Genomic DNA, 21,710 nt, shown 5'->3' with positions numbered 1-21,710 from the left:
CCGCATATATGTCAATTGCTCTTATTACCGGCGCTACCGCCGGCTTTGGTGAAGCCTGTGCGAAGAAGTTTGCGGCACAAGGTTATGATCTGATCATCACAGGTCGCAGACAAGACAGATTAGATGCCCTGCATGTTCAGTTAGAACAGGAATTTGGGGTACAGGTACTGACACGCTGTTTTGACGTACGCGAAGAACAAGCCGTTTATGATGCCCTTGATGGCATGCCCGAGGAATGGAAAGCGGTAGATGTATTGATCAATAATGCCGGCCTGGCACTGGGATTAAGTACAATAGATGAAGGCAGCACAGAAGACTGGAATACGATGATCGATACCAATGTAAAAGGGCTATTGTACGTCTCACGTACCGTTATCCCCTGGATGAGAGCACGTACTAAAGGCCATATCATCAATATCGGCTCTACTGCCGCCAAACACGTTTATGCCAAAGGAAATGTGTATTGCGCCAGTAAAGCTGCCGTAGATGCCATTTCACAGGGTATGCGTATCGACCTGCTCCCCTACCGTATCAAAGTGACCGCCGTACATCCCGGAGCAGCAGAGACAGAATTCTCCTTGGTACGCTTCAAGGGTGATGCTGACAAAGCCAGTAACGTATATACAGGCTTTACACCGCTTTCAGCCACAGATGTAGCGGATGTGATATGGTATTGCGCGTCCCTCCCGGTACATGTTTGTATCAATGACCTGGTACTAACACCACTGCAACAGGCAAATGCTTACTATCTGGATAGAAATTGACACGATCATGTGATGTTAATTATTATATAAAAAATATACATTTGATAATATTAACATATTTGCTGTTCTTCGTAAAAGGCGAAGAGAGTCTTCCGGAATGCTGGCTAAGCTATTAGTAACTAACATGTGCATCGAGATAAAGTAATAATTTATTAAAACCAGCTATTCCCAACCCATGACCAGCAAAGTGTAGATTTGCGTTACAATGTTTGAGACTAACTATCCATAATATCTATACCATATCCCTATGCTTACATTTGTAACAATTTACATGCTGCGCCTGTATTATCCCAGGTGGAAGGATCAATGGCGCTTCTATTTTGACAGATCCAGAAGGAATAATTACGGCCGTTGGGCAATGAAGCAAGATTGGGTGGGCGAAAAACAGTATTCCTTCGGGTACAGTTGAAGATCTTACAAAAGCCTCGTATAATACGAGGCTTTTGTATTTATTGGCGGTATACCATAAAAGTAGGGAGTTGATGATGATCATCAACCCCCAATTTATTATTACTAATCGGCTTATTGTTATTGCGTCAACATAAACCTCACCGTCAGACCACCGCGTGTATTGGTGATCGGGTAGGAAGTAGATATCACCGGGATCGTCTGCCGGCGATCGTAGAAGAAACGCAAGTTCAGACGATTGTTCACGATATAGTCAATAGAAGGCGCTATACCGATCACTTTCTGACCACTGGTCGGAATCACCTGGTCGGCATCCAGTCGGTTATTCACCGTACGATCATCACGAAGGCTCATATCCAGTCGCAGGTTCAGATCGTTCTGCAAACGCTTACCGCCATCTTTACCGATCTTGAATGGCAGCGGGAAGCCACGCATACGGTAGCCAGCGCCTACCACGATCTCACTCGAACGCAGCTCGGTCAGCTGGTAATCGATCAGACTGAGCGCCAACGAACGGCTCTTCTTAAACTCCAGCCGCGCATTCAGGCTATTGGTAAAGGTCATATCGAACCCTATCAACGGTGCAAACTGTTCTGTAAGCGTAAGGTTCGGCACCAGGAAATAAGGTATGTAGTTGCCCGATACCGGATCTACGAAGCCCGGATAACCAGCCAGCCGCGGATCTTCATAGAACAACGCTGTATTGTACGAGTTCATACTCAGGTTACCCACGTAAGCATGGCTCAATGTCAGGTTAGTCAGGAAGTTACGGAAGGGATGCAGCTTACTCAACCCATTATAGGTGACACGCCAGTTAGGACGCGGTATAAAGCTCTTGAACGGATTAGAGCGGATGTTGCCGTTGTTCTGTTTCAACAACCCTATCTTACTGGGATCTTTACCAGTATAAGCTGCTAGGAAGGCTGGTATCAATACATCCTGTGCATAACGCCCGTAACCATAACGGTAATTAGGATCTTTAGGATCATACAAAGGAACGCCCGGCTGATTACTATAAGGGTTTTGGGCGCCTAAACGTTCTGAGATGACCCTTCTATAGCTTTCAAAATCACGGAACGTTTTAGAGATACCATTTTCTGAATCGATCTTTTTAAACATCGTTTTGATCGCGATATAAGTGATCTCAAAGCCACCCGCATCGTACGGACTTTGGTGCTGGAACCCTGAATCGGTCACATTCTTGAACAGCTCCGTATGCGTTTTGGAGAACGATTTGGTGATGTTCAGGTCGATACGCAAATCAGGAGCTGGTTCCAATTGTGCCTGCGCATCCAGTCTTTGTGTAAACTGTTGCTGGAACTGGATATTGAATAGCGTATCTGGCGTCACCAGTCCTTTCTTCGCAAAGTTGTCCAACCACTTTTTATCCGGTTGATGTCCGAATACAAATGCCAGCCCCGGTGCCATAGATGCCCAGTTCATTCCCAATACTTTGGTACTGTCAATATAACCTGGCAAACGTGTACCCGCATTCTCTGTGTAGTTGATACCGATACGTTTGATGGACAACAGCGGTTTCATCACGGCTTTGAGGATTGGCGATATCTCTCCTGCACTTTCATCCTTCTTCGGTTGCGGTTTATTCTGCTGTTGGTTATTGTTATTGTTCTGCTGAGGTTGATTGGCCTTTACTGGCGGCGGCTTACTCGATGTTACCTGCCGCAGGAACCGGGAGCGGTTATACAGCTCGGTAAACTTCAACTCTGCAGTAACCGTTTTCTGTTGCGTGTTCTCTATCGCATTACCGAGATATAAAGCCAACCTGGAAGCACCTGTCCAGCGGTATTCTGTACTATATCCTATTGCTACATTCGTCCAGCTTAACAATGGGAATTTAGCCGTCGGTAATGTATAAGTGATATTGGCCGACTGGAAGTAGTTCGTTGTACGTCCCAGTTTGAACAGGTTCCGGCGTACCGTATCCTTTTTCTCTTTTGTATTGATCCGGCCATAAGGTTCATCGATACGTGCGTTGTTAACCGCGTTAAAGTCGATGGAGATACTCTTTGTCAGATCCCATTTAAGACCATAGTAACGGTCAAACGTAAAGTATTTATCGTAAGTCTCAGGTAGTTTAAAGCCGGCATCTCCCCCTACATTTCGTATACGTGTAGCGCCGAACTGACGAGTTATATCTGCACGGAAACTGATAATAGAAGGCACGTAGTTGATATTAAAGTCGCGTATCAGCGACAACCAATGCGACTTACTTTTGATCAGCCTCTTAAATGGCTCCAGGAACCTGCTTTGCCCTGCATAGTTATACCCCAGGCCACCACGATGTTTGGTGAGGATATCATTTTCGATGATGGGGCTATGACGGTATATCTGCGAGAAGGAATAACTGATATCAAAATTCTCCAGATCCCACACCTTCAGCTTTTTACCCTGGTTCAGTTTACGCACATTCGTAAAGTTCAGACTCTTAATAGAGGTGAAATCCTGTGCATCCCGCTTGATAGAATCCCGCTGTGCTTTGCTGCGGGCTAACCTCATCTTATCTTTTAGTTTGATATCCAGATCGTAAGGATCATATTCCGGGTTACTGGTTGTCTGCGAATACCCGGCATATACTGGGATAGACAACCCTGCTTTCTTGGGCAATAACTTACCCAGATCCAGATTAGCCGCCACATCATATTGCAGGAAGTTATCCCGGAACCGCTCATTCACCCGTTGATCTATATTTCCAAAACCAGCAGTATGCATACTACCAGAGGCCGTAACCGAACCGAGATCGGCCAACTGTATATCTACCCTGGCCAGCGCGGCGTACCCACCTTTCTCATCCAGCCCGCTTACGCGCAACTCATTCACCCAGATTTCCCCACACTTAGGCATACCATCATCTTTAGGGTTCAAGACACCGATCATAAAGTTCCGTACGTCGCCCAGGTTAGGATTACCTACCACTACCAATGTACGACCGGAACCGTCTGCCTCCGTATATGGTAACAGCGGAGAGGCACCGGCATTATTACGTTTCATCTTCAGCTCACTCAACCTGGTCATCGTCAGGTCGATATTGTTACTATCCGGCCATATATCCGTATCACGGGTAGCAAAGAATGGTGTCAGCTTAAGCGGTACCTGATATTCATAATAGTTCTCTACAAAGTCGCTACCCATACGGATTACGACCCGCAGGTCACCGTCTTTAAGAGAGGTCTGCGTACCTACCGCTTCCCCGTGTATGAACATCTGCAATTGCTTGTACTGACGCATGTCCATATTCAGGTTCTTATACAACGCCCTGGTATCACCGTCTTTCAGGTTACAGATCTGCATGGACAACGCCTGCTCATTCAACTGTAAAGTAGTATTGTTGGTGCTGACAGTATTCTGCCTTAACACACCCGGAGGCAGCACATAAGGTATAGGCTTACGGGAAGAGTTCTCCTCAATATTTACAGCAGAAGAGTTGAAGGTCGTAGTCTCATCAACAGGGATCGGATCACCGGGCTTCAGTTCATACTGATACCGGCGCCACTGGTTACGTACCAGCTCCAGCTTGGCAAAACGCAATACGATAGAATCCTGGAAACCGGTCAGGAACATACGCATAAAACGTATAGACTTGAAATCAGGGATGTTACCGATCTTCCTGTTATAGTTGGCGATCGGCACCTTAAACTGATACCAGGTCTCCTTCGTCTTCTGCCCGTTTGCCAGCGTCACATCCGCCTGTATCTTATCTACCACATAGCTCTCACCGATGTTCATGTTAGGCCGCAGCTTTACCATGTACTGGAAATACTCTTCCGTTTCATTCAGCGTGTTATCCCTGTTCAGGTCCTCCGACTCCGGAATGTTGGTCGAAGCAGAAGAATATTGAGACTTACCGTCAGATACCGGCGAGTTACCTTCCGGTTTGCTATAGTATTTATAACGCTGCAGGATAACGGGATTGCCATTATTGGTCTCGTAAGTAGGCAGTTTATCATACTCACTGTTACGATAGTGACGATAGTCATCATTCGACGGGTCCAGTCTTGCACTCTCTCTCAAGGGAGATCCTGCAGGGAAGTTACTCTGCAAACGAGCCATGTAATCCTTATAGAAATTAGCCTCATCGTCAGAACGCAGACCGTCATATCCCACATCCTGGTAAGCGCGGATCGCAGGGTCATTATCAAATGCCTGAGTGATCTGTTGCTGAAATTTAGGAATACGTCCCCAGTTGGATGTATCTATTTTATTAGGCTCCCGGTTAGGATCAGGCAATCCGTTCTCGAAGAATTTGCGTGAATCCTTCAGTACATCCTCCGATACGTTACCAAGGTTAAAGTATAGTTGACCACCGGTGCTATTGGGATTTTTAATGAAAGGATCCTGAACCCAGAACTCAATGAATTCTACGTTGGAAGTTTCAAAGTCACTGTTGTCGATCGCACGCATGATACCACCCCATTTTTTGGCCGGATTACGCAGACGTCCGTTCGCATCGATGCTGTCCGGGCTGGCAGTATAGTTATACGGACCACGCTCCCGGGGATAATAGGCCAGGTCTAATGTCAACAGCTGGCTTTGTCCAAAGTCTGTAGAACGATTGGTAAATACCTCCTTCTGATACACCAACCGGACCCTCGGGTCAGACTGCTCTTCCTTCGTAATGTTGTTAGGTAATCCGGGCGACTTCGGTATCTGTAAGGTCGGTTCTATATTATACCAGGATAGCAACGCACGGTTCTTACCATAAGAAAGTGAATTGTTGGCATCCGCCTCGGGAAACAGGATCGCGCCGTTTTCATCAGTAGCACCCTTCGGCGTAGACGCCAGGAACCAGTTAATAGCCGGGAACCGCAGATCAAGCCCACTCCTCGAACCTTCAAAATCATCTATGAACACCTGCCCCTGCTTACCTCCTGGTGCATTGATCAGCTTACTGTGCCCGGGAAACAACCGCGCTACCTCACCGGTGAACAATATGCTCGAAGGTGCCGTAGTACTATAGTTAGGTAACTTATCCAGGAAGCGCGTCAGGCCTTTCCACTCAGAAGCATAGTTCACATCCAGCCCCACCATCGTATTGCGGATAGGATCATCGCCGAAGTTCACCTTCTGGTAATAAGGCCGCTCACTCATACGTACTAACGTACCTCCCAGACTCAGCTTATCATTCACCACATAGTCCAGTCGCGTACCCAGGTAGTTACGCACCTGCTGGCCGAACAGCGCATTATTCTCAAACTGTACATTCACAGGCATCCCTGAGTTCAATACCCCTGAGTTAATGATCTTCAGCCGTCCCAGATTATAGTCAATGATATAGTCGACGTTTTCCCTTAACTGCTGCCCGCCGGCCGTTACCACTACCGAACCGGGAGGGATGTTAAATCCACCCAGCAATATTTCAGAGGAATTACTTGACTTGTAAGAACCTTTCAGGATGAAGCGATTTAATTGAGGGAACTGCTGCGCCACCACTTTAATAGAGTCATACAGCACATTGTAAAGATATTGCTTCTCTAAAGCCACATCCCCGCCAAATGCCGGTTTCAACCCAGCGCCGAATGGCTCCAACATCGGAAACATCACCTTACCCGTCATGGAATTAATCGTATATCCTTCCACATAGTCAAACACCCCATCCGGTTGCGGGTCATTCTGGTTATTCAGACGGTCCAGGTTAAGAATGGTAATAATAGGAGCACCGGAATAAACACCTTTGGCATCCGGTATATAACGTTTCTCACTGGGCGTACGGTCGTCCGTACCAGGATCTTTATAATAAACGTCCAGCTTAAAGTCCTGGCGGTTTACCTGGAAAGCATTGGTAGCATACACGTTTTTCATCATCAGGTCCCAGATAGGCAACGCCGGCCTCGCAGATGTAGCTTTCAATAGTTTGAGGAACAGGATACGCTGATTGGCACTATTATTCAGATCCGGCGGTACATCCTGGGAAAACTCCCCCACCTGGTACACCCTGCCATTGTAAGTATACTGATAGGCTACCGCCAATGCCTCATCCGGCTGCAACTGCTGGTTAAGAGAGATAAAACCCAACTGACGGTTGATCACATACTCCGAAGAGTCCAGCTTACGGGCAAAGGTCTTTTCAAACTCCTGCACCGGCTGAATATTCATCGACAATAACCGGCTGACTACCGTCCCGGTATTACGCGCACCACCATCAGTAGCCAGTTTGGCATACAGGTCATTCGCGCCGTTAGATGGCAACTGAGAACTGGTTGTCGGTCTGATGTCAGTATTAAAGGGGAAACGTTCACCAAGGTCCATCAAACCCACGATGTCACGGGTCTGTGTCGTCGCACCGGTCTTATTGGTCACCCACACCTCTATACGATTCACATAGGCCAGTGACCGGATCACCGGCAGGTTCGACATAGCAAAATTGAAAGTATCCCGGAAGAAACGACCTAAGAGGAAGTGCCGGTTGTCTTCGTATTCATCAGCACGGATCACAAAGTCCTGTACCTGCGTACCGCCTTTGATCAATAGGTTCTGCTTCTGCGATTTCTGGTTGGATAACACACTGGTCACCGTCAGCTTGCCAAACTGCAACTGCGTCTTTACACCAAACAAAGACTGCACCCCGGATATCAGCGAACTACGCAAAGGAAAACTAACGTTACCCGCTTCTATCTTTTTGATGATCTCATCCTCAAAGCCGGTGTACTCCAGCTTCACCTGGTTCTCAAAATCAAAGGTGGATTGTGTATTGTAGTTCGTGATCAGCTTCAACTTCTCACCGATCTTACCCGTTACGTTCATGTTGATCTGCATGTCAAAGTCAAAGCCTCCGTTCTTACGGGCTTGCTCCACCAATACAGGGTTACGGATGTTCTGCCCTTGGTAACCAAAGGTCAGATCCACACTACCTTGTGGACGGATATCTACTTTACTGCCACCAAATACACGGTCAAACAGGTTGCTGCCATAATAGAGATCGGGGCCGCTTCCTCGTTTATTCAGGCCACCTAGCGTGCCCGCACGCTTCTCCCAGTAACTGCGCTCACTTTGTGAAGACTGTAATTTGTAAAATTCATCAAAGCTTAGGGGTGTGGGGTTTCTGTAATATTGGTTGCCTATCTTTTCGGTTACGGTGTATTGCTTGGTTACAGGGTCGTATTCTACTGTTTTCTTAATGCCAGATGGATCCTTCAGATCTATGCCATTACGGACCGGCTCCGTGATAGTGGTACCGTGTCTGTCTCTGATAGGGTATTTCAAGGTATCTTTCCTGGCAGTATCCTTTGAGGTAGTATCAGTTTTCCAGTTCGCGCTGTGATGATAACTATAACCTGATCGGTTCCCGGCTGCTGTTCCAACAATAATAAAAGATACGACGCCTATTACTGCAAAAGCACCAAAATATGTCTTTCTTGCCAAGCGAATAGGTTTTAATAGAGGTCTTTTATAGAAAAAATTTTATAAGTTTTTAAGGGATTTCTTAATTAATCCTTCCAGATCCTGCAATTGTGGCTCAGCTTTCAATACCTTCTGAATAGCCTGCTCTGCCATATTACGGGCTATTCCGAGAGTGATCAGAGCATTTAACGCATCTTCTTGTACCGTATTGTTCAAAGCAGAAGATAAATATACACCCGCATCCTTCCGTTTACTGATCTTATCTTTCAGTTCCAATATAATACGCTTGGCAGTCTTCGAACCGATCCCCTTCACACTCTCCAGCATCTTCTCATTCTCCATCGTAATCGCCCGCTGTATATCTTCAGGCTGTAACGACGACAACATCATCCGGGCCGTACCAGCCCCAATACCAGATACACCTATCAGTAACAAAAACATACTCCGCTCGGCTTCCTCAAAAAAACCATATAAAGTGTGCGCATCCTCCTTAATATGTAGATAAGTTAACAACTTGCAGCTGTCCAACTGCTGGATCCGCGAATAGGTATGCAAACTAATCTGCACTTCATAGCCAACTCCCTGGACATCTACATACACCATGGCGGGAGATTTATAGGCTAGTTTTCCATTAAGGTAAGCAATCATAGCTGCAAAAGTGCAATAAATTAAACAAAATAAGCAATCGTCCGCAAAATTCACAGTTTCTTTACCACCCCCCAATAATATCGCATATCCCCCACACACCCCCACTGCCCGCAACCCTCTCGCACAGCAATGCCCCCCTCCCAACACCATCCCCCTTAAATCACATTTTTGAAATTCCTTTTATGTCGTATTTTTACGCCTCGTTTTAAACATTTATTTAATCTATATGAATAAAATAACGGCCGCTATCACAGCGGTGGGTGGTTATGTTCCGGATTACGTACTGACCAATAAAGAACTGGAGACGATAGTAGATACAACCGATGAATGGATCATCACACGTACCGGTATTCACGAGAGAAGGATACTGAAGGGAGAAGGCAAAGGCACCTCCGAACTCTGCGTCCCTATCGCATTGGAGGTCTGCCGCAAAAGAGGTATCTCCCCCGAAGAAATAGACGTGCTCATCGTAGCCACCGTAACCCCAGACATGGTATTCCCCGCCACTGCCAACATAGTTACTGACAAAATCGGCGCTAAAAACGCCTTCGGTTTCGATATATCCGCAGCATGCTCCGGATTCTTGTACGCACTGGATACCGGTGCCCGCTTCATCGAAAGCGGTAAATACAAAAAAGTAATGGTCATCGGCGCCGATAAAATGAGCTCCATCATCGACTACACCGATAGAACCACCTGCATCATCTTCGGCGATGGCGGCGCAGGCGTACTCCTCGAACCTAACGAAGATGGTTTCGGCCTCCTCGATAGCATCCTCAAAAGCGATGGACATGGCCGCGAATACCTCCACATGAAAGCCGGTGGCTCCGCCAAACCCGCTACCCTCGAAACCGTAACCGCCCGCGAACACTACGTATACCAGGAAGGTAAAATGGTATTCAAATACGCCGTCGCCAACATGGCCGACGCCGCACACGATATCATGACCCGCAATCACCTCACCGCCAACGATATCGCTTGGCTCGTACCTCACCAGGCCAACAAACGTATCATCGACGCCACCGCGCAACGTATGGAACTACCCGAAGAAAAAGTCATGATGAACATCCAACGCTATGGCAACACCACCGCTGGTACCATCCCCCTCTGCCTCTGGGACTACGAAAAACAACTCAAAAAAGGTGATAACCTCGTACTCGCTGCCTTCGGCGGCGGATTCACCTGGGGCGCCTCCTACATCAAATGGGCGTACGATCCTAAATAATAACAACTTATCATAACAAAAAAGGCGGTCCCTCCATAAGAGACCGCCTTTTTTATGCGTCAAAGTCCAAAATACACCCCCTGCAAGGAATTGAAATACAGTATGTTATCGCTCACGTCCACCTCTCCTGTATCATTCCTATAGTCATCCTATAACATTCCTATATCCCCCGCCTACATCTCAAATACAAACCCCTTCTTCGTCAATAACTCATACTTATTCTTATCAAACCGGTAAAGATGAGCCCCCTTCTTCGATGTCGTCTTATCCTTCTCATCCAACTTCTCCAGTATATTCATCGACAAGATCTTTTTACGGAAATTACGCTTGTCCAACTCATGCTGGTAGATCTCCTCATACAAACACCGCAACTGCGATAACGTAAACTTCTCCGGCAACAACTCAAAACCAATCGGATGAAATTGCGCATTATCCCGCAACTTCCGCAACGCATCCGCTATCATCCTGGAATGATCAAAGATCAACTCCGGTATCTGGTGCAATTCCAACCAATGCGCACCGTGCTCCTGCGCCAATATATGATCATGCTCCTTGATACGGATCAACGCATAATAAGCTACCGACAACACCCGTGCACCACTATCACGCTCCACCTCTCCATAAGTATACAGCTGATCCATGTATATATGCTCCAACCCCGTCGTCAATTTCAATACCCGCGCTGCCGCCGCATCAATACTCTCTCCATCCTGTACAAAACCTCCCATCAACGACCACTCTCCCTGCCGCGGCGCCACCTTACGCTGCATGATCAACAACTTTAGCTTGCTCCCTTCAAAACCAAATATAATGCAGTCAACAGCAACCAGGTGCCGGGGCACGGTAGCATAGTAGGATTGAGAACTCATGTCGTCAAATTATATAAAAAATCTAAAGTTCAGGATTGTTTCCGCTGCCGGGTAAACTCAATATAACTCAACCCCGGTAATTTACGCACACCTGCCTGCCGCAACAACGTGATCAGTTGCCCCCGGTGATAGGTAGCATGATTGAATACATGCTGCAACAACTGCAACACAGCCGTCTTATAGGATTTGCGACTGTGAATATAAGCGATCGTATGCCCCAGCTTCACAGGCGTCGCCTCCCGCACCCAATCCACCCACACCTTCGACTGATCCAGCCACAACTCACACCCCCTGGCAAAACTGCCGCCAAAATCCTCCGTCGGCAACTTCACCTGCTCTGCTAATAATAATCGCTGATACCACATCACCTCCGTATCCCATAAATGATACACCGTAGCCCTAATCGTACCATAACTACCGCCCATCTCCGTGTCCAACTGCTCCTCCGGCAGCTTTAACAACAACGACGCCAACTTCCCGTTAGCCCAGAGATTATAAGCCGCATAACTGATGAACATTTCTTTCATGGGCAGTATTTGTTAATTTTATCACGCAAAAATAACAGCTATTAGCTATTCTTGTACATAATCACTGCCCTCCGGTATACACCCGGATAGCGCATCGCTCACTCAAGATACAATTATGAAGGAAGTTACCGTTAGACACGCCCGCAAAGAAGATTGCGAAAGAATCATGGAATTGATTAAAGAACTGGCCACCTACGAAAACAAACCCGATGCCGTAGTAGTATCAATGGAACATTTCGTCAACGCCGGATTCGGACCCAATCCCGTATGGACAGCCCTCGTCGCCACCACATCCGAAAATGACCAGGAACTCATCGTCGGCTTCGCCCTCTATTACAAACGATACTCCACCTGGAAAGGCTGTCGCCTCTATCTCGAAGATATAAATATCACCGATAGCTATCGCGGAAAAGGTATCGGCAAACTACTCTTCGAACACCTCATCCAGGAAACTAAAGACCTCGGCTTCACCGGCATGATGTGGCAAGTACTCGAATGGAACGAACCTGCCATCAACTTCTATAAAAAATTCAACGCAGACTTCGATCCCGAATGGATCAACGTACATATCGATATGTAAACAATAGCCTGAAATATGCAAGCAACCGGAACCTGCCTCAACATACATGCCCATGATACAGTTTAATAACCTGGCCGGCCAATCACCGGAGACCATCTGTAATACATTCAACTACGCCTTTAGCGACTACGTCATCCCCTTCAAGATCAACCTCCCCCTCTTTCAACAGAAAGTACAGGGCGAAAATATACAACTACCCTTCTCCGTAGGTGCCTTCGATAATGATCAGCTGGTCGCTTTCATGTTACATGGCACCGACGACAACGGCGCTACACCTACCCGCCTCTATAATGGAGGCACCGGCGTAACCCCCTCCCACCGCGGCCAACGCCTCGTGCAACAAATGTACGCACAAGCCATCCCCTCCTTTATAACAGCCGGCATCCGCGAGCTCATCCTGGAAGTCATCAGCACCAACACCCCTGCTATCAAAGCATACGGCAGCTGCGGCTTCCGGCAATCCCGCGTCTTCCACTGCTTTAAAGGAAATATCCTTCCAGCTCCCATGCCCGAAAATATCCGCATCCTCAACACCCAACATCCCGACTGGCAACTACTGGCTTCCTTCTCCACCCAGCAACCCAGCTGGAGCAATAGCCTCGACAGCATCCGCCGCGAAGGTAATAACACCACCACCTGGCTCGCTTACAAACACAACGAAATAATAGGCTTTATCAGCGTATTCACCGGCAACTGCCGCATACGACAGATCGCCGTACATCCCGATCACCGCCGCCAAGGCATCGGACAGGCCCTCCTCTCACATGTAGCTACTACACTCCGTCAACCGCTCACTATCATCAACGTAGAAGAAGAGAACACCACCCTGCAAAAGTTCCTCCTGAATGCAGGCTGCCAACACACCATCTCCCAATACGAAATGATCTGCCAGCTCTAAATAAAAAAGGCTACCCGTGATTATCAGGTAGCCTTCCCACTATCATCGTTTCATTTAAGAAATACCGTTCACAACAGCATCCTTCTTTATCTTCAGGATCAACCCCTGTAATACCTTACCAGGGCCTACCTCCGTAAATTCAGCCGCTTCGTCTGCGATCATCGCCTGCACAGACTGTGTCCATCTTACCGCGCCTGTCAGCTGCTCTTCCAGGTTCTGTTTGATCACAGCTGGATCAGTTACCGCCGCCGCTACCACATTCTGGTATACCGGACAACTAGGTGTACGGAAAGTCGTCTTTTCAATCGCCGCCTTCAGCTCCTCTTTCGCCGGCGCCATCAATGGTGAATGGAATGCGCCACCTACAGGCAATATCAGCGCACGCTTTGCACCGGCTGCCTTCATCCGCTCACAGGCGATCTCCACACCCTTCAAAGCACCGGAGATCACCAGCTGACCAGGACAGTTATAGTTAGCTGGTACTACCACCGCTCCCGTCTCCGCCGTAACAGCCGCACAGATCTCCTCTACCTTTACATCGTCCAGCGCTAACACCGCCGCCATAGTAGAGGGCTGCAGCTCACATGCCTTCTGCATCGCATTCGCACGGATAGCTACCAAACGCAGCGCATCCTCAAATGTCAACACACCATTAGCTACCAACGCAGAAAACTCACCGAGCGAATGACCCGCTACCATCGCTGGCGCCGGATGCTCCGCACACAAAAAGGCAATCACAGAATGCAAGAACACAGCCGGCTGTGTCACATTCGTCTTCTTAAGATCCTCCTCCGACCCCGTAAACATCACGTCGGAGATACGAAAACCTAATATCTCGTTTGCTTGCTCAAATAACGCTTTTGCTTGCTCATTGGTCTCATACAAGTTCTTTCCCATACCCGGAAACTGAGAGCCCTGGCCTGGAAATACGTATGCGTGCTTCATGCTGGTTGAATTGATTTTTATTGTTAAGCAGGGTGGCCCCGGACCATCTCCAAAATGATCCACTATCCATTACAGCTGTCCCTATTCGATTTATAGCAATTCCCCGGACACACCCATTATCCTTTTTATAAATATCTTCCCTTTTCGGTGTGCAAAGATTCATACTATTAACCACTTCTCAAAGAATCATTTATAGCATTTTTGGGGGATGCCCCTCCCACATCAACTCCCCTCCGTGGAATAATTACGCAGGTATCACCATAAAAAGCAGGTAGGTGTCTCATATCTCCCGATACAAAACACCTACCTCCCTGGTATAAATAAGACTTATAAGGCGTATCCCGCCACTGACTAGTTGGACCTGCGACCTATCAGGCGAATAAACTCAGAACGGGTCGTATTGTCCTCGAACTGACCGGAAAATGCCGACGTCGTCGTCACAGAATTCTGCTTCTGCACCCCACGCATCATCATACACAAATGCTGCGCCTCTACCACCACTGCCACACCCTGCGGCTCCAGCGTCTCCTGGATAGCATCCAGTATCTGGTGCGTCAAACGCTCCTGCACCTGCAGCCGGCGCGCAAATACATCCACCACCCGGGCAATCTTACTCAACCCCGTAATGTAACCATTCGGGATATAAGCCACATGCGCCTTCCCGAAAAACGGCACCATATGGTGCTCACACAATGAATAAAGCTCTATATCCTTCACAATCACCATCTCACTGTAAGACTCCGTAAACCGGGCACCACGCAATATCTCCTTCGCATCCAGACTATAACCCTGCGTCATATACTGCATAGCCTTCGCTACACGCTCCGGGGTCTTCAACAATCCCTCCCTATCCGGATCCTCACCTAGTAAAGAAAGGCTGCTGCGATAATGATGAATTAACGCCGTCGTCACCTCCTCATCAAATGATTCTATTTTTTTATATGCCATGTGCTTAAAATTTCCAGGATTCATATTACCCGGCGCTGCCATTGCAAAGGCCAGCCATGCCGGTATAACTCGACTACCAACTCACAATCCGCATTGCTATGACCTGTTCAGATCATTTGCCGCCATAATATTCCACGTAAATTCGAGGGGTCTCGTACAGCTTGATACAATGCAACTGTACATCCGCAGGTAAATGTGGGACTAACTGCTCCCAGATACCAATGGCCAAGTTCTCCGCAGAGGTAAACTTGCCTTCCATAAAATCTACATCCAGGTTCAAATTACGATGATCAATCTTCTCTACCACCGTATCCTTGATAATATCCCCTAATGTCTTGGCATTAAATACAAAACCTGTCTCAGGATCGGGTACTCCCTTAACAGTCACATGTAACTCATAGTTATGACCATGCCAGTTATCATTGGCACATTTTCCAAATACGTCCTGATTCTTTTCCTTACTCCATGCAGGGTTGCTCAATTTGTGTGCGGCATTGAAATTCTCCACACGCGTTAAATAGATCATTATCGTTTAAGTTAATTTCAGGCAAATTTACCATTAATCCACCTTTTCCACTAAAATGTCCAGATTAGTGATAATTATTTGACCCACTCTCCAACCTTTTTACCCTAAGTTTGTATCATGAATATACTGCTTACAGCCGCCACCATACTGGAAATAGCCCCCTTTACCGCCTTGCTCCAACAACGCGCGATACAGATAACAGATAATGTTTATAAGTTGGGCGATCACCACCTCACCGTCCTCATCGCCGGCATCGGCATGATGCCAGCCGCCTGGAGCCTCGGCAAATACTTCGCCGCCACAAAACCCGATATCGCCATCCAGGCCGGTATCGCCGGCTCATTCCGCACAGACTGGCCCCTGGGCAAAACCCTCGCCGTCAACCAGGAATACCTCGCCGACCTCGGCGCCCAACTCGCCTCCGGCGAATTCAACGACCTCTTCGATATGCAACTCTGGCAACCAGATATCCCCCCCTTCAACGGCATCGCCCTCACCAACAACTTCCAAAGTATCCCCCCCATCACACACCTCGATACCGCCTCCGCCGCCTCCGTCAACACCGTCACCGGCACCCTCCACACACGCGATCATCTCATCGCCAAATATCACCCCGATCTCGAAAGCATGGAAGGCGCCGCCTTCCACTACGCCTGCCTCATGGATCGGATCCCCTTCCTCCAAATAAGAACCATCTCCAACTACGTCGAACAACGCGATCGCAGCAAATGGAATATCCCCCTCGCCGTCCGCGAACTCAACCAATCCCTCTCCCTCCTCTTCCAAACCTGGAACATCTGGTAAATACACAAATCAACTACCTTTACACCTGGCACCTATAGCCACCAAAAATTGGTAAGATCATGGAACTAACGCTCGGATTTTCACCTTGCCCAAACGATACCTTTATCTTTGATGCACTGGTTAACAATAAGATAGATACAGCAGGACTCTCCTTCCATACACAACTCGAAGATGTCGAAACACTCAATAAATGGGCCCTGCAAGGAAAACTCGCCATCACCAAACTAAGCTTTGCCACCTACCACCAGGTAAAAGATAAATACGACCTGCTCAACAGCGGTAGCGCCCTGGGCCGCGGCTGTGGCCCCCTCCTCATCGCCCGCCAACCCATCCCGCAAGACGAAGTCCCAAACAGGAAAATAGCCATCCCCGGCCAGCTAACCACCGCCAACCTCCTCTTCTCCATCGCCTTCCCCGATGCCACCCGAAAAGAAATAATGCTCTTCTCCGATATAGAAAACGCAGTCCTCGATGGACGGGTAGACGCAGGCGTCATCATCCACGAAAACAGGTTCACCTACCAGCAAAAAGGATTGGTAAAGATTATCGACCTGGGAGAGTACTGGGAACAAACAACCGGCAACCCCATCCCCTTGGGCGGCATCTTCATCCGTAAAGACATCCCCGCACACATCCGGCAGCAAATAGATCAACTCATACATGAAAGCCTCCGCTACGCCTGGAAAAACTATCCCCAGCTGTCTGACTACGTAAAGCAACATGCTCAGGAGATGGAAGAAGCCGTTATGCGCAAACATATCGACCTTTATGTCAACGACTTCAGCCTCGACCTCGGCGCCGAAGGCCAGTCAGCAGTAGAAACACTCTTGCAGAAAGCCGCACAGGTCACCATATAGATTATCCTTTTAACGCCTTACCATATGCCTCCAGGGCACGCTTACGCGCGTCCTCATGCACCACTATAGGCTTGGCATACGTCAGTTCCTCCAACTCCGGCACCCAATGCCGCACATACCGCAGCTCCTTGTCAAATCGCTGCGTCTGCAACGTCGGGTTGAACACACGGAAATAAGGCGCCGCATCACATCCACATCCCGCCGCCCACTGCCAGTTACCATTGTTCGCCGCCAGATCGTAATCCAACAACTGACGCGCAAAATAAGCCTCCCCCCAACGCCAGTCTATCAACAAATGTTTGGTCAGAAAACTCGCAACGATCATACGCACCCTATTGTGCATAAACCCTGTAGCATTCAACTCCCGCATACCCGCATCCACAATCGGATAACCCGTCTGCCCCTCGCACCAACGGGCAAACTCCTCTTCATTATTCCGCCACTTTATTTTATCATAATCCGCCTTGAACGACTGATGCACCACCTTCGGAAAGTGCCAGAGTATCGTCATAAAGAAATCCCGCCAGATCAGCTCATTCAGAAAAGTATCATTCAGCTCCATCGCCTTCCTGGCCAACACTCGTACACTGATCGTACCAAACCGCAAGTGCACCCCCAAATGAGTCGTCCCCTTAATCCCCGGAAAATCCCTCGTCTTATCATAATGGCTGAGTAACTCACCCTTCACCTGTATACCGGGAAATCCACGCTCCCCTTCCTTAAATCCCATCGCTGCCAACGAAGGTATCTGCCTCGGCGACTGCTGAAAAAAGTGTTTGAAATATTTCTTAGTAGGATAAGATTGTAAGTAAAAATCATTGAGCAACGACTTCCAGCGTTTGCTATATGGTGTGTAAATAGTATAGGGCTCTCCATTATCTTTCAACACCTCGTCTTTCTCAAATATTACCTGGTCCTTGTATGTATGAAAAGCAATACCTTTCCCCTCCAAAAGCTTACCTATATCGGCATCCCGCTCCCTAGCATAAGGCTCATAGTCATGATTGGTATACACTGCCTGCACATCATAATGCGACAGCCAATGTGTAAAAGCCGCTTTCGCCGTTCCGTGGAATACATCCAGCGTACTACCCATCGACTCCAGCTCTTCCTGCATACCAACCAGTACATCCCGGATGAAGGTCACCCGCCGGTCGTCCTTCGATTCCAGGTCATCCAATATGTCCGTGTCAAATATAAATACCGGCACTACCGGTACACCTGCCTTCAATGCATGATATAAAGCTGCCTGATCCTTTAGCCGCAGATCACGCCGCAACCAACATAAATTCACCGTTTTCGCCATTGTCAGTATTTACTGTGAATAAAATAAATCCCACACCGGAGGATGTGGGATACCTACGCAAATAAAATGCTAATATCGTGGATTTATAACTGGCTTTCTTGTAACATTTCATGCAGGATCGCTGCCGCCGCATTACCATAACTACTGTCACGGAACACTTCCACCCAACGCAGCCCATAAATTGAATTAGTCAGGAAAATCTCGTCCGCAGTCTCCAGGTCTTCTATTGTCAACGGTTGTTCAACGATCTGGAAAGGCAATTCCATCCGCAACAAATGCTTACGCATCACCCCACACACCCCTCCTTCCGATAACGGCGGCGTCAGTAAGGTCTTTTGTTTTACAATAAACACATTCGCAATCGTCGAATCTGCTACCCGCCCATACTGGTTTAATAATACCACCTCGTTCAACCGGTGCTGCTTCGCATACATCGCCGCCATCACGTACGGCAGACAATTGTTCGATTTAATGTTCGCCAGCTTATCACAACTCTTCCGCGCATCGGGAAACACATCCAGGCTCAATCCCACCTCGTTCAGCTCCAACACCTGCGATGCCAGCTCCGAACACTGGATAACGAACTGAGGCCGGTTATCCAGCGGATCATATAGACCACCATCCGCTCGAAACACCGACAAACGGACACGTGCCAGCTGCTGCACATTGTTCTTAATGCACAGCTCCCGGATCAATTTCGTAAAATAACGCTTGGTAAATAACTGCGGCAGGTCAAAATGAAGCAGGTGCATACTGGCGAATAATCGCTCAAAATGAAGGTCCTCCAGCAATACATTACCCTGGTATACCTTCATGGTCTCAAAACAACCGTCACCATATCTGAAAGATCGGTTATCGGCTGTAAAAATAGGTTCTCCGGCTGGAACTAACTTACCGTTATAACATAGATGACCAACTTGCACTTCAAACAATTTTAACGGACTGTTAAGTTACGAAAAATATATGGCAGTCCCCGGCTTGTCCACAACTTTAACCCTTCTTTTACCCCCCAAAAAAATGCTTTGTATCGCACATGGCAATACAAAGCATCTTATCATTAAGTTTCACTACTTATAAACGCATCTCAGGTATATCCCCGTCCACGATCAATCGCCCCGCTGTCTTGGCAACGATCTCCGCCACACTCACACCTGGAGCCCGCTCCAGCAACCGGAAACCGTCCGGCGTTACATCCAGTACCGCCAGCTCCGTCACAATCTTTTTCACACAGTTCACACCCGTCAATGGCAACGTACAAGCCGGCAACAACTTACTCTCCCCCTTCGGGTTCGTATGCATCATCGCCACTATTATGTTCTTGGCAGAAGCCACCAGGTCCATCGCGCCTCCCATACCTTTTACCATCTTACCCGGGATCTTCCAGTTGGCAATGTCACCACCGTCAGATACCTCCATCGCCCCCAGAACCGTCAGATCCACCTTGCCCGCTCGTATCATCCCGAAACTCTCCGCCGAATCAAAAAAACAGCCGCCGGCAGCCAACGTTACCGTCTCTTTACCCGCGTTGATCAGATCCGCATCTACCTCCGCTTCCTTCGGATAAGGGCCCATCCCCAACATCCCGTTCTCCGACTGCAACATGATCGACATCCCCGCCGGAATATAATTAGCCACCAGGGTAGGAATACCTATACCCAGGTTCACATACATACCATCCGCCAGTTCCTGCGAAATCCTCTTCGCAATACCGTATTTATCTAAACTCATAAGATCAGAATGGATTTTTTTGGTGTTAAGATTTGTTGTGATTGCTTACGCAATTATATCTTCAGGGTCTTACGCTCAATGCGCTTTTCATAGTCATGCCCCTGGAAAATACGGTGTACGTAAATACCAGGTACATGGATATTATCAGGGTCCAATTCCCCCGCAGCTACCAGCTCCTCTACCTCCACAATAGTGATCTGGCCCGCCTTCGCCATAGATGTACTGAAGTTACGCGTCGTCTTTCGGAATACCAGGTTGCCCATCGTATCCCCCTTCCACGCCTTTACAATGGCAAAATCCGCCGGCAAAGCCAGCTCCATCAGGTAATGTTTCCCGTTGAACTCACGCACCTCCTTACCCTCAGCGATCTCCGTACCATAGCCTGCAGGCGTAAAAAATGCAGGTATACCCATACCCGCCATCTGGATCCGCGTAGCCAGCGTACCCTGAGGGATCAGGTCCACCTCCAGCTCGCCAGACAATAACTGCCGCTCAAACTCCGCATTCTCCCCCACATAAGACGACATCATCTTTTTGATCTGACGCGTCTTCAACAACAGCCCCAATCCAAATTCATCAACGCCCGCATTGTTCGAAATACAGGTCAATCCTTTAATTCCTTTGCGCACCAGCGCAGCAATACAATTCTCCGGTATACCACACAACCCAAAGCCCCCCAGCATCAGCACCGCACCATCCGGTATATCATGTATCGCTTCGTCGGCATTTGCTACTACTTTGTTCATGTTTTGGTGTTTTTGAAAAATGATTATTTCCGCTCAAGAAAAGGAATAATGGTATCACCCCTGCCCCGCAGCACCGCTTCCTTCGCATGCATAAAGTAATACCGCACCCCATTGATAGCCGTACCTTCCTCCGGCAAAGCAGCCTTACGTTTACCCAACTCCGTCATCACCATCTCATACACCGATTTTAACCGGTCAGGATGCGCCTCGTAAAACCGGTAACTGGTCATAAACCCCTTCACCGTCAACCCGTGCAACGCCAATATCTGACCATAATAAACCTTCACATGCTCCTGACGGATGGAATCCGGCATAGGCCGCGCATTGGTCTCCAATAACGACATACTGTACCCGTCCGCAAGACTCATGTCTAACAACACGTCCCGCATCTGTTCCTTTTCCAATATACCCTTCGGCACCTTGTCCGCCTCCCCGCATGCCGCAACCATCAGCAACAGCAATAGCATATAAATTCTGTACATAGCATTGCAATCTACATTTTATACCGAACATTTACACCGCACAACAGGGAAAATATTCCACCCCCCCTCACGTAAAATGCCCTTCCGGCTGGC

General features: G+C 48.1%; 18 protein-coding genes. 6 read left to right on the top strand and 12 right to left on the bottom strand.

Features of this window, described 5'->3' with window-relative positions; all coding sequences use genetic code 11:
• Nucleotides 1-8: 8 nt before the first annotated feature.
• Complete coding sequence (locus KTO58_RS00330) at nt 9-764, top strand: SDR family NAD(P)-dependent oxidoreductase (RefSeq protein WP_095841768.1); 756 nt, start codon at nt 9-11, stop codon at nt 762-764.
• Between the two features lie 528 nt (nt 765-1,292).
• Here the strand turns inward: KTO58_RS00330 and sov are convergent.
• On the bottom strand, nt 1,293-8,549 hold the full coding sequence (sov, locus tag KTO58_RS00325; RefSeq protein ID WP_095841300.1) for a T9SS outer membrane translocon Sov/SprA: 7,257 nt from the start codon (nt 8,547-8,549) through the stop codon (nt 1,293-1,295).
• Nucleotides 8,550-8,588: 39 nt separating this feature from the next.
• Nucleotides 8,589-9,176, bottom strand: a complete 588-nt coding sequence (ruvA, locus tag KTO58_RS00320; RefSeq protein ID WP_095841301.1) for a Holliday junction branch migration protein RuvA — start codon at nt 9,174-9,176, stop codon at nt 8,589-8,591.
• Between the two features lie 226 nt (nt 9,177-9,402).
• Between ruvA and KTO58_RS00315 the strand changes: the two genes are divergently transcribed.
• The gene (locus KTO58_RS00315; protein WP_225859986.1) at nt 9,403-10,401 is read left to right on the top strand and encodes a beta-ketoacyl-ACP synthase III; all 999 of its coding nucleotides are present in this window, start codon (nt 9,403-9,405) and stop codon (nt 10,399-10,401) included.
• Nucleotides 10,402-10,574: 173 nt separating this feature from the next.
• On the opposite strand, the gene KTO58_RS00310 is transcribed toward KTO58_RS00315, so the two are convergent.
• Nucleotides 10,575-11,270: an NUDIX hydrolase gene (locus KTO58_RS00310; protein WP_095841303.1), complete on the bottom strand. Its 696-nt coding sequence runs from the start codon at nt 11,268-11,270 to the stop codon at nt 10,575-10,577.
• Between the two features lie 29 nt (nt 11,271-11,299).
• Nucleotides 11,300-11,797, bottom strand: a complete 498-nt coding sequence (locus tag KTO58_RS00305) for a DinB family protein (RefSeq protein ID WP_095841304.1) — start codon at nt 11,795-11,797, stop codon at nt 11,300-11,302.
• Between the two features lie 115 nt (nt 11,798-11,912).
• Here KTO58_RS00305 and KTO58_RS00300 point away from each other — a divergent pair, with 115 nt between their 5' ends.
• Both KTO58_RS00300 and KTO58_RS00295 read left to right on the top strand, forming a co-directional pair.
• Nucleotides 11,913-12,377, top strand: coding sequence for a GNAT family N-acetyltransferase (locus KTO58_RS00300; RefSeq protein WP_095841305.1), 465 nt, complete (start codon nt 11,913-11,915; stop codon nt 12,375-12,377).
• 52 nt (nt 12,378-12,429) lie between these two features.
• Complete coding sequence (locus KTO58_RS00295; protein ID WP_198315070.1) at nt 12,430-13,275, top strand: GNAT family N-acetyltransferase; 846 nt, start codon at nt 12,430-12,432, stop codon at nt 13,273-13,275.
• 54 nt (nt 13,276-13,329) lie between these two features.
• On the opposite strand, the gene fabD is transcribed toward KTO58_RS00295, so the two are convergent.
• The 3 genes from fabD to KTO58_RS00280 form a co-directional block, all read right to left on the bottom strand.
• Nucleotides 13,330-14,220, bottom strand: coding sequence for an ACP S-malonyltransferase (gene fabD / locus KTO58_RS00290; protein ID WP_225859985.1), 891 nt, complete (start codon nt 14,218-14,220; stop codon nt 13,330-13,332).
• A gap of 351 nt (nt 14,221-14,571) precedes the next feature.
• Nucleotides 14,572-15,168, bottom strand: coding sequence for a GTP cyclohydrolase I FolE (gene folE, locus KTO58_RS00285; protein ID WP_095841769.1), 597 nt, complete (start codon nt 15,166-15,168; stop codon nt 14,572-14,574).
• Between the two features lie 112 nt (nt 15,169-15,280).
• Nucleotides 15,281-15,694 (bottom strand): 6-pyruvoyl trahydropterin synthase family protein, encoded by a 414-nt coding sequence (locus KTO58_RS00280; RefSeq protein ID WP_095841308.1) that lies wholly within the window; start codon nt 15,692-15,694, stop codon nt 15,281-15,283.
• Between the two features lie 117 nt (nt 15,695-15,811).
• Between KTO58_RS00280 and mqnB the strand changes: the two genes are divergently transcribed.
• The gene (mqnB, locus tag KTO58_RS00275; RefSeq protein ID WP_095841309.1) at nt 15,812-16,498 is read left to right on the top strand and encodes a futalosine hydrolase; all 687 of its coding nucleotides are present in this window, start codon (nt 15,812-15,814) and stop codon (nt 16,496-16,498) included.
• Nucleotides 16,499-16,557: 59 nt separating this feature from the next.
• On the top strand, nt 16,558-17,355 hold the full coding sequence (locus KTO58_RS00270) for a 1,4-dihydroxy-6-naphtoate synthase (protein ID WP_095841310.1): 798 nt from the start codon (nt 16,558-16,560) through the stop codon (nt 17,353-17,355).
• Nucleotide 17,356: 1 nt separating this feature from the next.
• Here KTO58_RS00270 and KTO58_RS00265 read toward each other — a convergent pair whose 3' ends face one another.
• From KTO58_RS00265 to KTO58_RS00245, 5 genes are all read right to left on the bottom strand, one after another.
• Nucleotides 17,357-18,661, bottom strand: a complete 1,305-nt coding sequence (locus tag KTO58_RS00265) for a cryptochrome/photolyase family protein (RefSeq protein WP_095841311.1) — start codon at nt 18,659-18,661, stop codon at nt 17,357-17,359.
• An 83-nt stretch (nt 18,662-18,744) separates the two neighbouring features.
• A complete protein-coding gene (locus KTO58_RS00260; RefSeq protein WP_157753313.1) occupies nt 18,745-19,584 on the bottom strand; it encodes an aminotransferase class IV in 840 nt (279 codons plus the stop codon).
• A 148-nt stretch (nt 19,585-19,732) separates the two neighbouring features.
• Nucleotides 19,733-20,389, bottom strand: coding sequence for a 3-oxoacid CoA-transferase subunit B (locus KTO58_RS00255; RefSeq protein WP_095841313.1), 657 nt, complete (start codon nt 20,387-20,389; stop codon nt 19,733-19,735).
• A 53-nt stretch (nt 20,390-20,442) separates the two neighbouring features.
• Complete coding sequence (locus KTO58_RS00250) at nt 20,443-21,135, bottom strand: CoA transferase subunit A (RefSeq protein ID WP_095841314.1); 693 nt, start codon at nt 21,133-21,135, stop codon at nt 20,443-20,445.
• A 23-nt stretch (nt 21,136-21,158) separates the two neighbouring features.
• Complete coding sequence (locus KTO58_RS00245; protein WP_095841315.1) at nt 21,159-21,617, bottom strand: DUF4296 domain-containing protein; 459 nt, start codon at nt 21,615-21,617, stop codon at nt 21,159-21,161.
• Nucleotides 21,618-21,710: the final 93 nt, after the last annotated feature.

It is taken from the genome of Chitinophaga pendula (genome assembly GCF_020386615.1).
GTDB classification, from domain to species: domain Bacteria; phylum Bacteroidota; class Bacteroidia; order Chitinophagales; family Chitinophagaceae; genus Chitinophaga; species Chitinophaga pendula.
Note: the sequence above shows the minus strand (reverse complement) of the source record. Positions and strands in the feature narration are given on the sequence as shown.

Bases quoted from the DNA above. Each gene is read 5' to 3' on its own strand.
- KTO58_RS00330 (WP_095841768.1), top strand. From the start codon at position 9: ATGTCAATTGCTCTTATTACCGGCGCTACCGCCGGCTTTGGTGAAGCC.
- ruvA (WP_095841301.1), bottom strand. From the start codon at position 9,176: ATGATTGCTTACCTTAATGGAAAACTAGCCTATAAATCTCCCGCCATG.
- KTO58_RS00315 (WP_225859986.1), top strand. From the start codon at position 9,403: ATGAATAAAATAACGGCCGCTATCACAGCGGTGGGTGGTTATGTTCCG.
- KTO58_RS00310 (WP_095841303.1), bottom strand. From the start codon at position 11,270: ATGAGTTCTCAATCCTACTATGCTACCGTGCCCCGGCACCTGGTTGCT.
- KTO58_RS00305 (WP_095841304.1), bottom strand. From the start codon at position 11,797: ATGAAAGAAATGTTCATCAGTTATGCGGCTTATAATCTCTGGGCTAAC.
- KTO58_RS00300 (WP_095841305.1), top strand. From the start codon at position 11,913: ATGAAGGAAGTTACCGTTAGACACGCCCGCAAAGAAGATTGCGAAAGA.
- KTO58_RS00295 (WP_198315070.1), top strand. From the start codon at position 12,430: ATGATACAGTTTAATAACCTGGCCGGCCAATCACCGGAGACCATCTGT.
- fabD (WP_225859985.1), bottom strand. From the start codon at position 14,220: ATGAAGCACGCATACGTATTTCCAGGCCAGGGCTCTCAGTTTCCGGGT.
- folE (WP_095841769.1), bottom strand. From the start codon at position 15,168: ATGGCATATAAAAAAATAGAATCATTTGATGAGGAGGTGACGACGGCG.
- KTO58_RS00280 (WP_095841308.1), bottom strand. From the start codon at position 15,694: ATGATCTATTTAACGCGTGTGGAGAATTTCAATGCCGCACACAAATTG.
- mqnB (WP_095841309.1), top strand. From the start codon at position 15,812: ATGAATATACTGCTTACAGCCGCCACCATACTGGAAATAGCCCCCTTT.
- KTO58_RS00270 (WP_095841310.1), top strand. From the start codon at position 16,558: ATGGAACTAACGCTCGGATTTTCACCTTGCCCAAACGATACCTTTATC.
- KTO58_RS00265 (WP_095841311.1), bottom strand. From the start codon at position 18,661: ATGGCGAAAACGGTGAATTTATGTTGGTTGCGGCGTGATCTGCGGCTA.
- KTO58_RS00255 (WP_095841313.1), bottom strand. From the start codon at position 20,389: ATGAGTTTAGATAAATACGGTATTGCGAAGAGGATTTCGCAGGAACTG.
- KTO58_RS00250 (WP_095841314.1), bottom strand. From the start codon at position 21,135: ATGAACAAAGTAGTAGCAAATGCCGACGAAGCGATACATGATATACCG.
- KTO58_RS00245 (WP_095841315.1), bottom strand. From the start codon at position 21,617: ATGTACAGAATTTATATGCTATTGCTGTTGCTGATGGTTGCGGCATGC.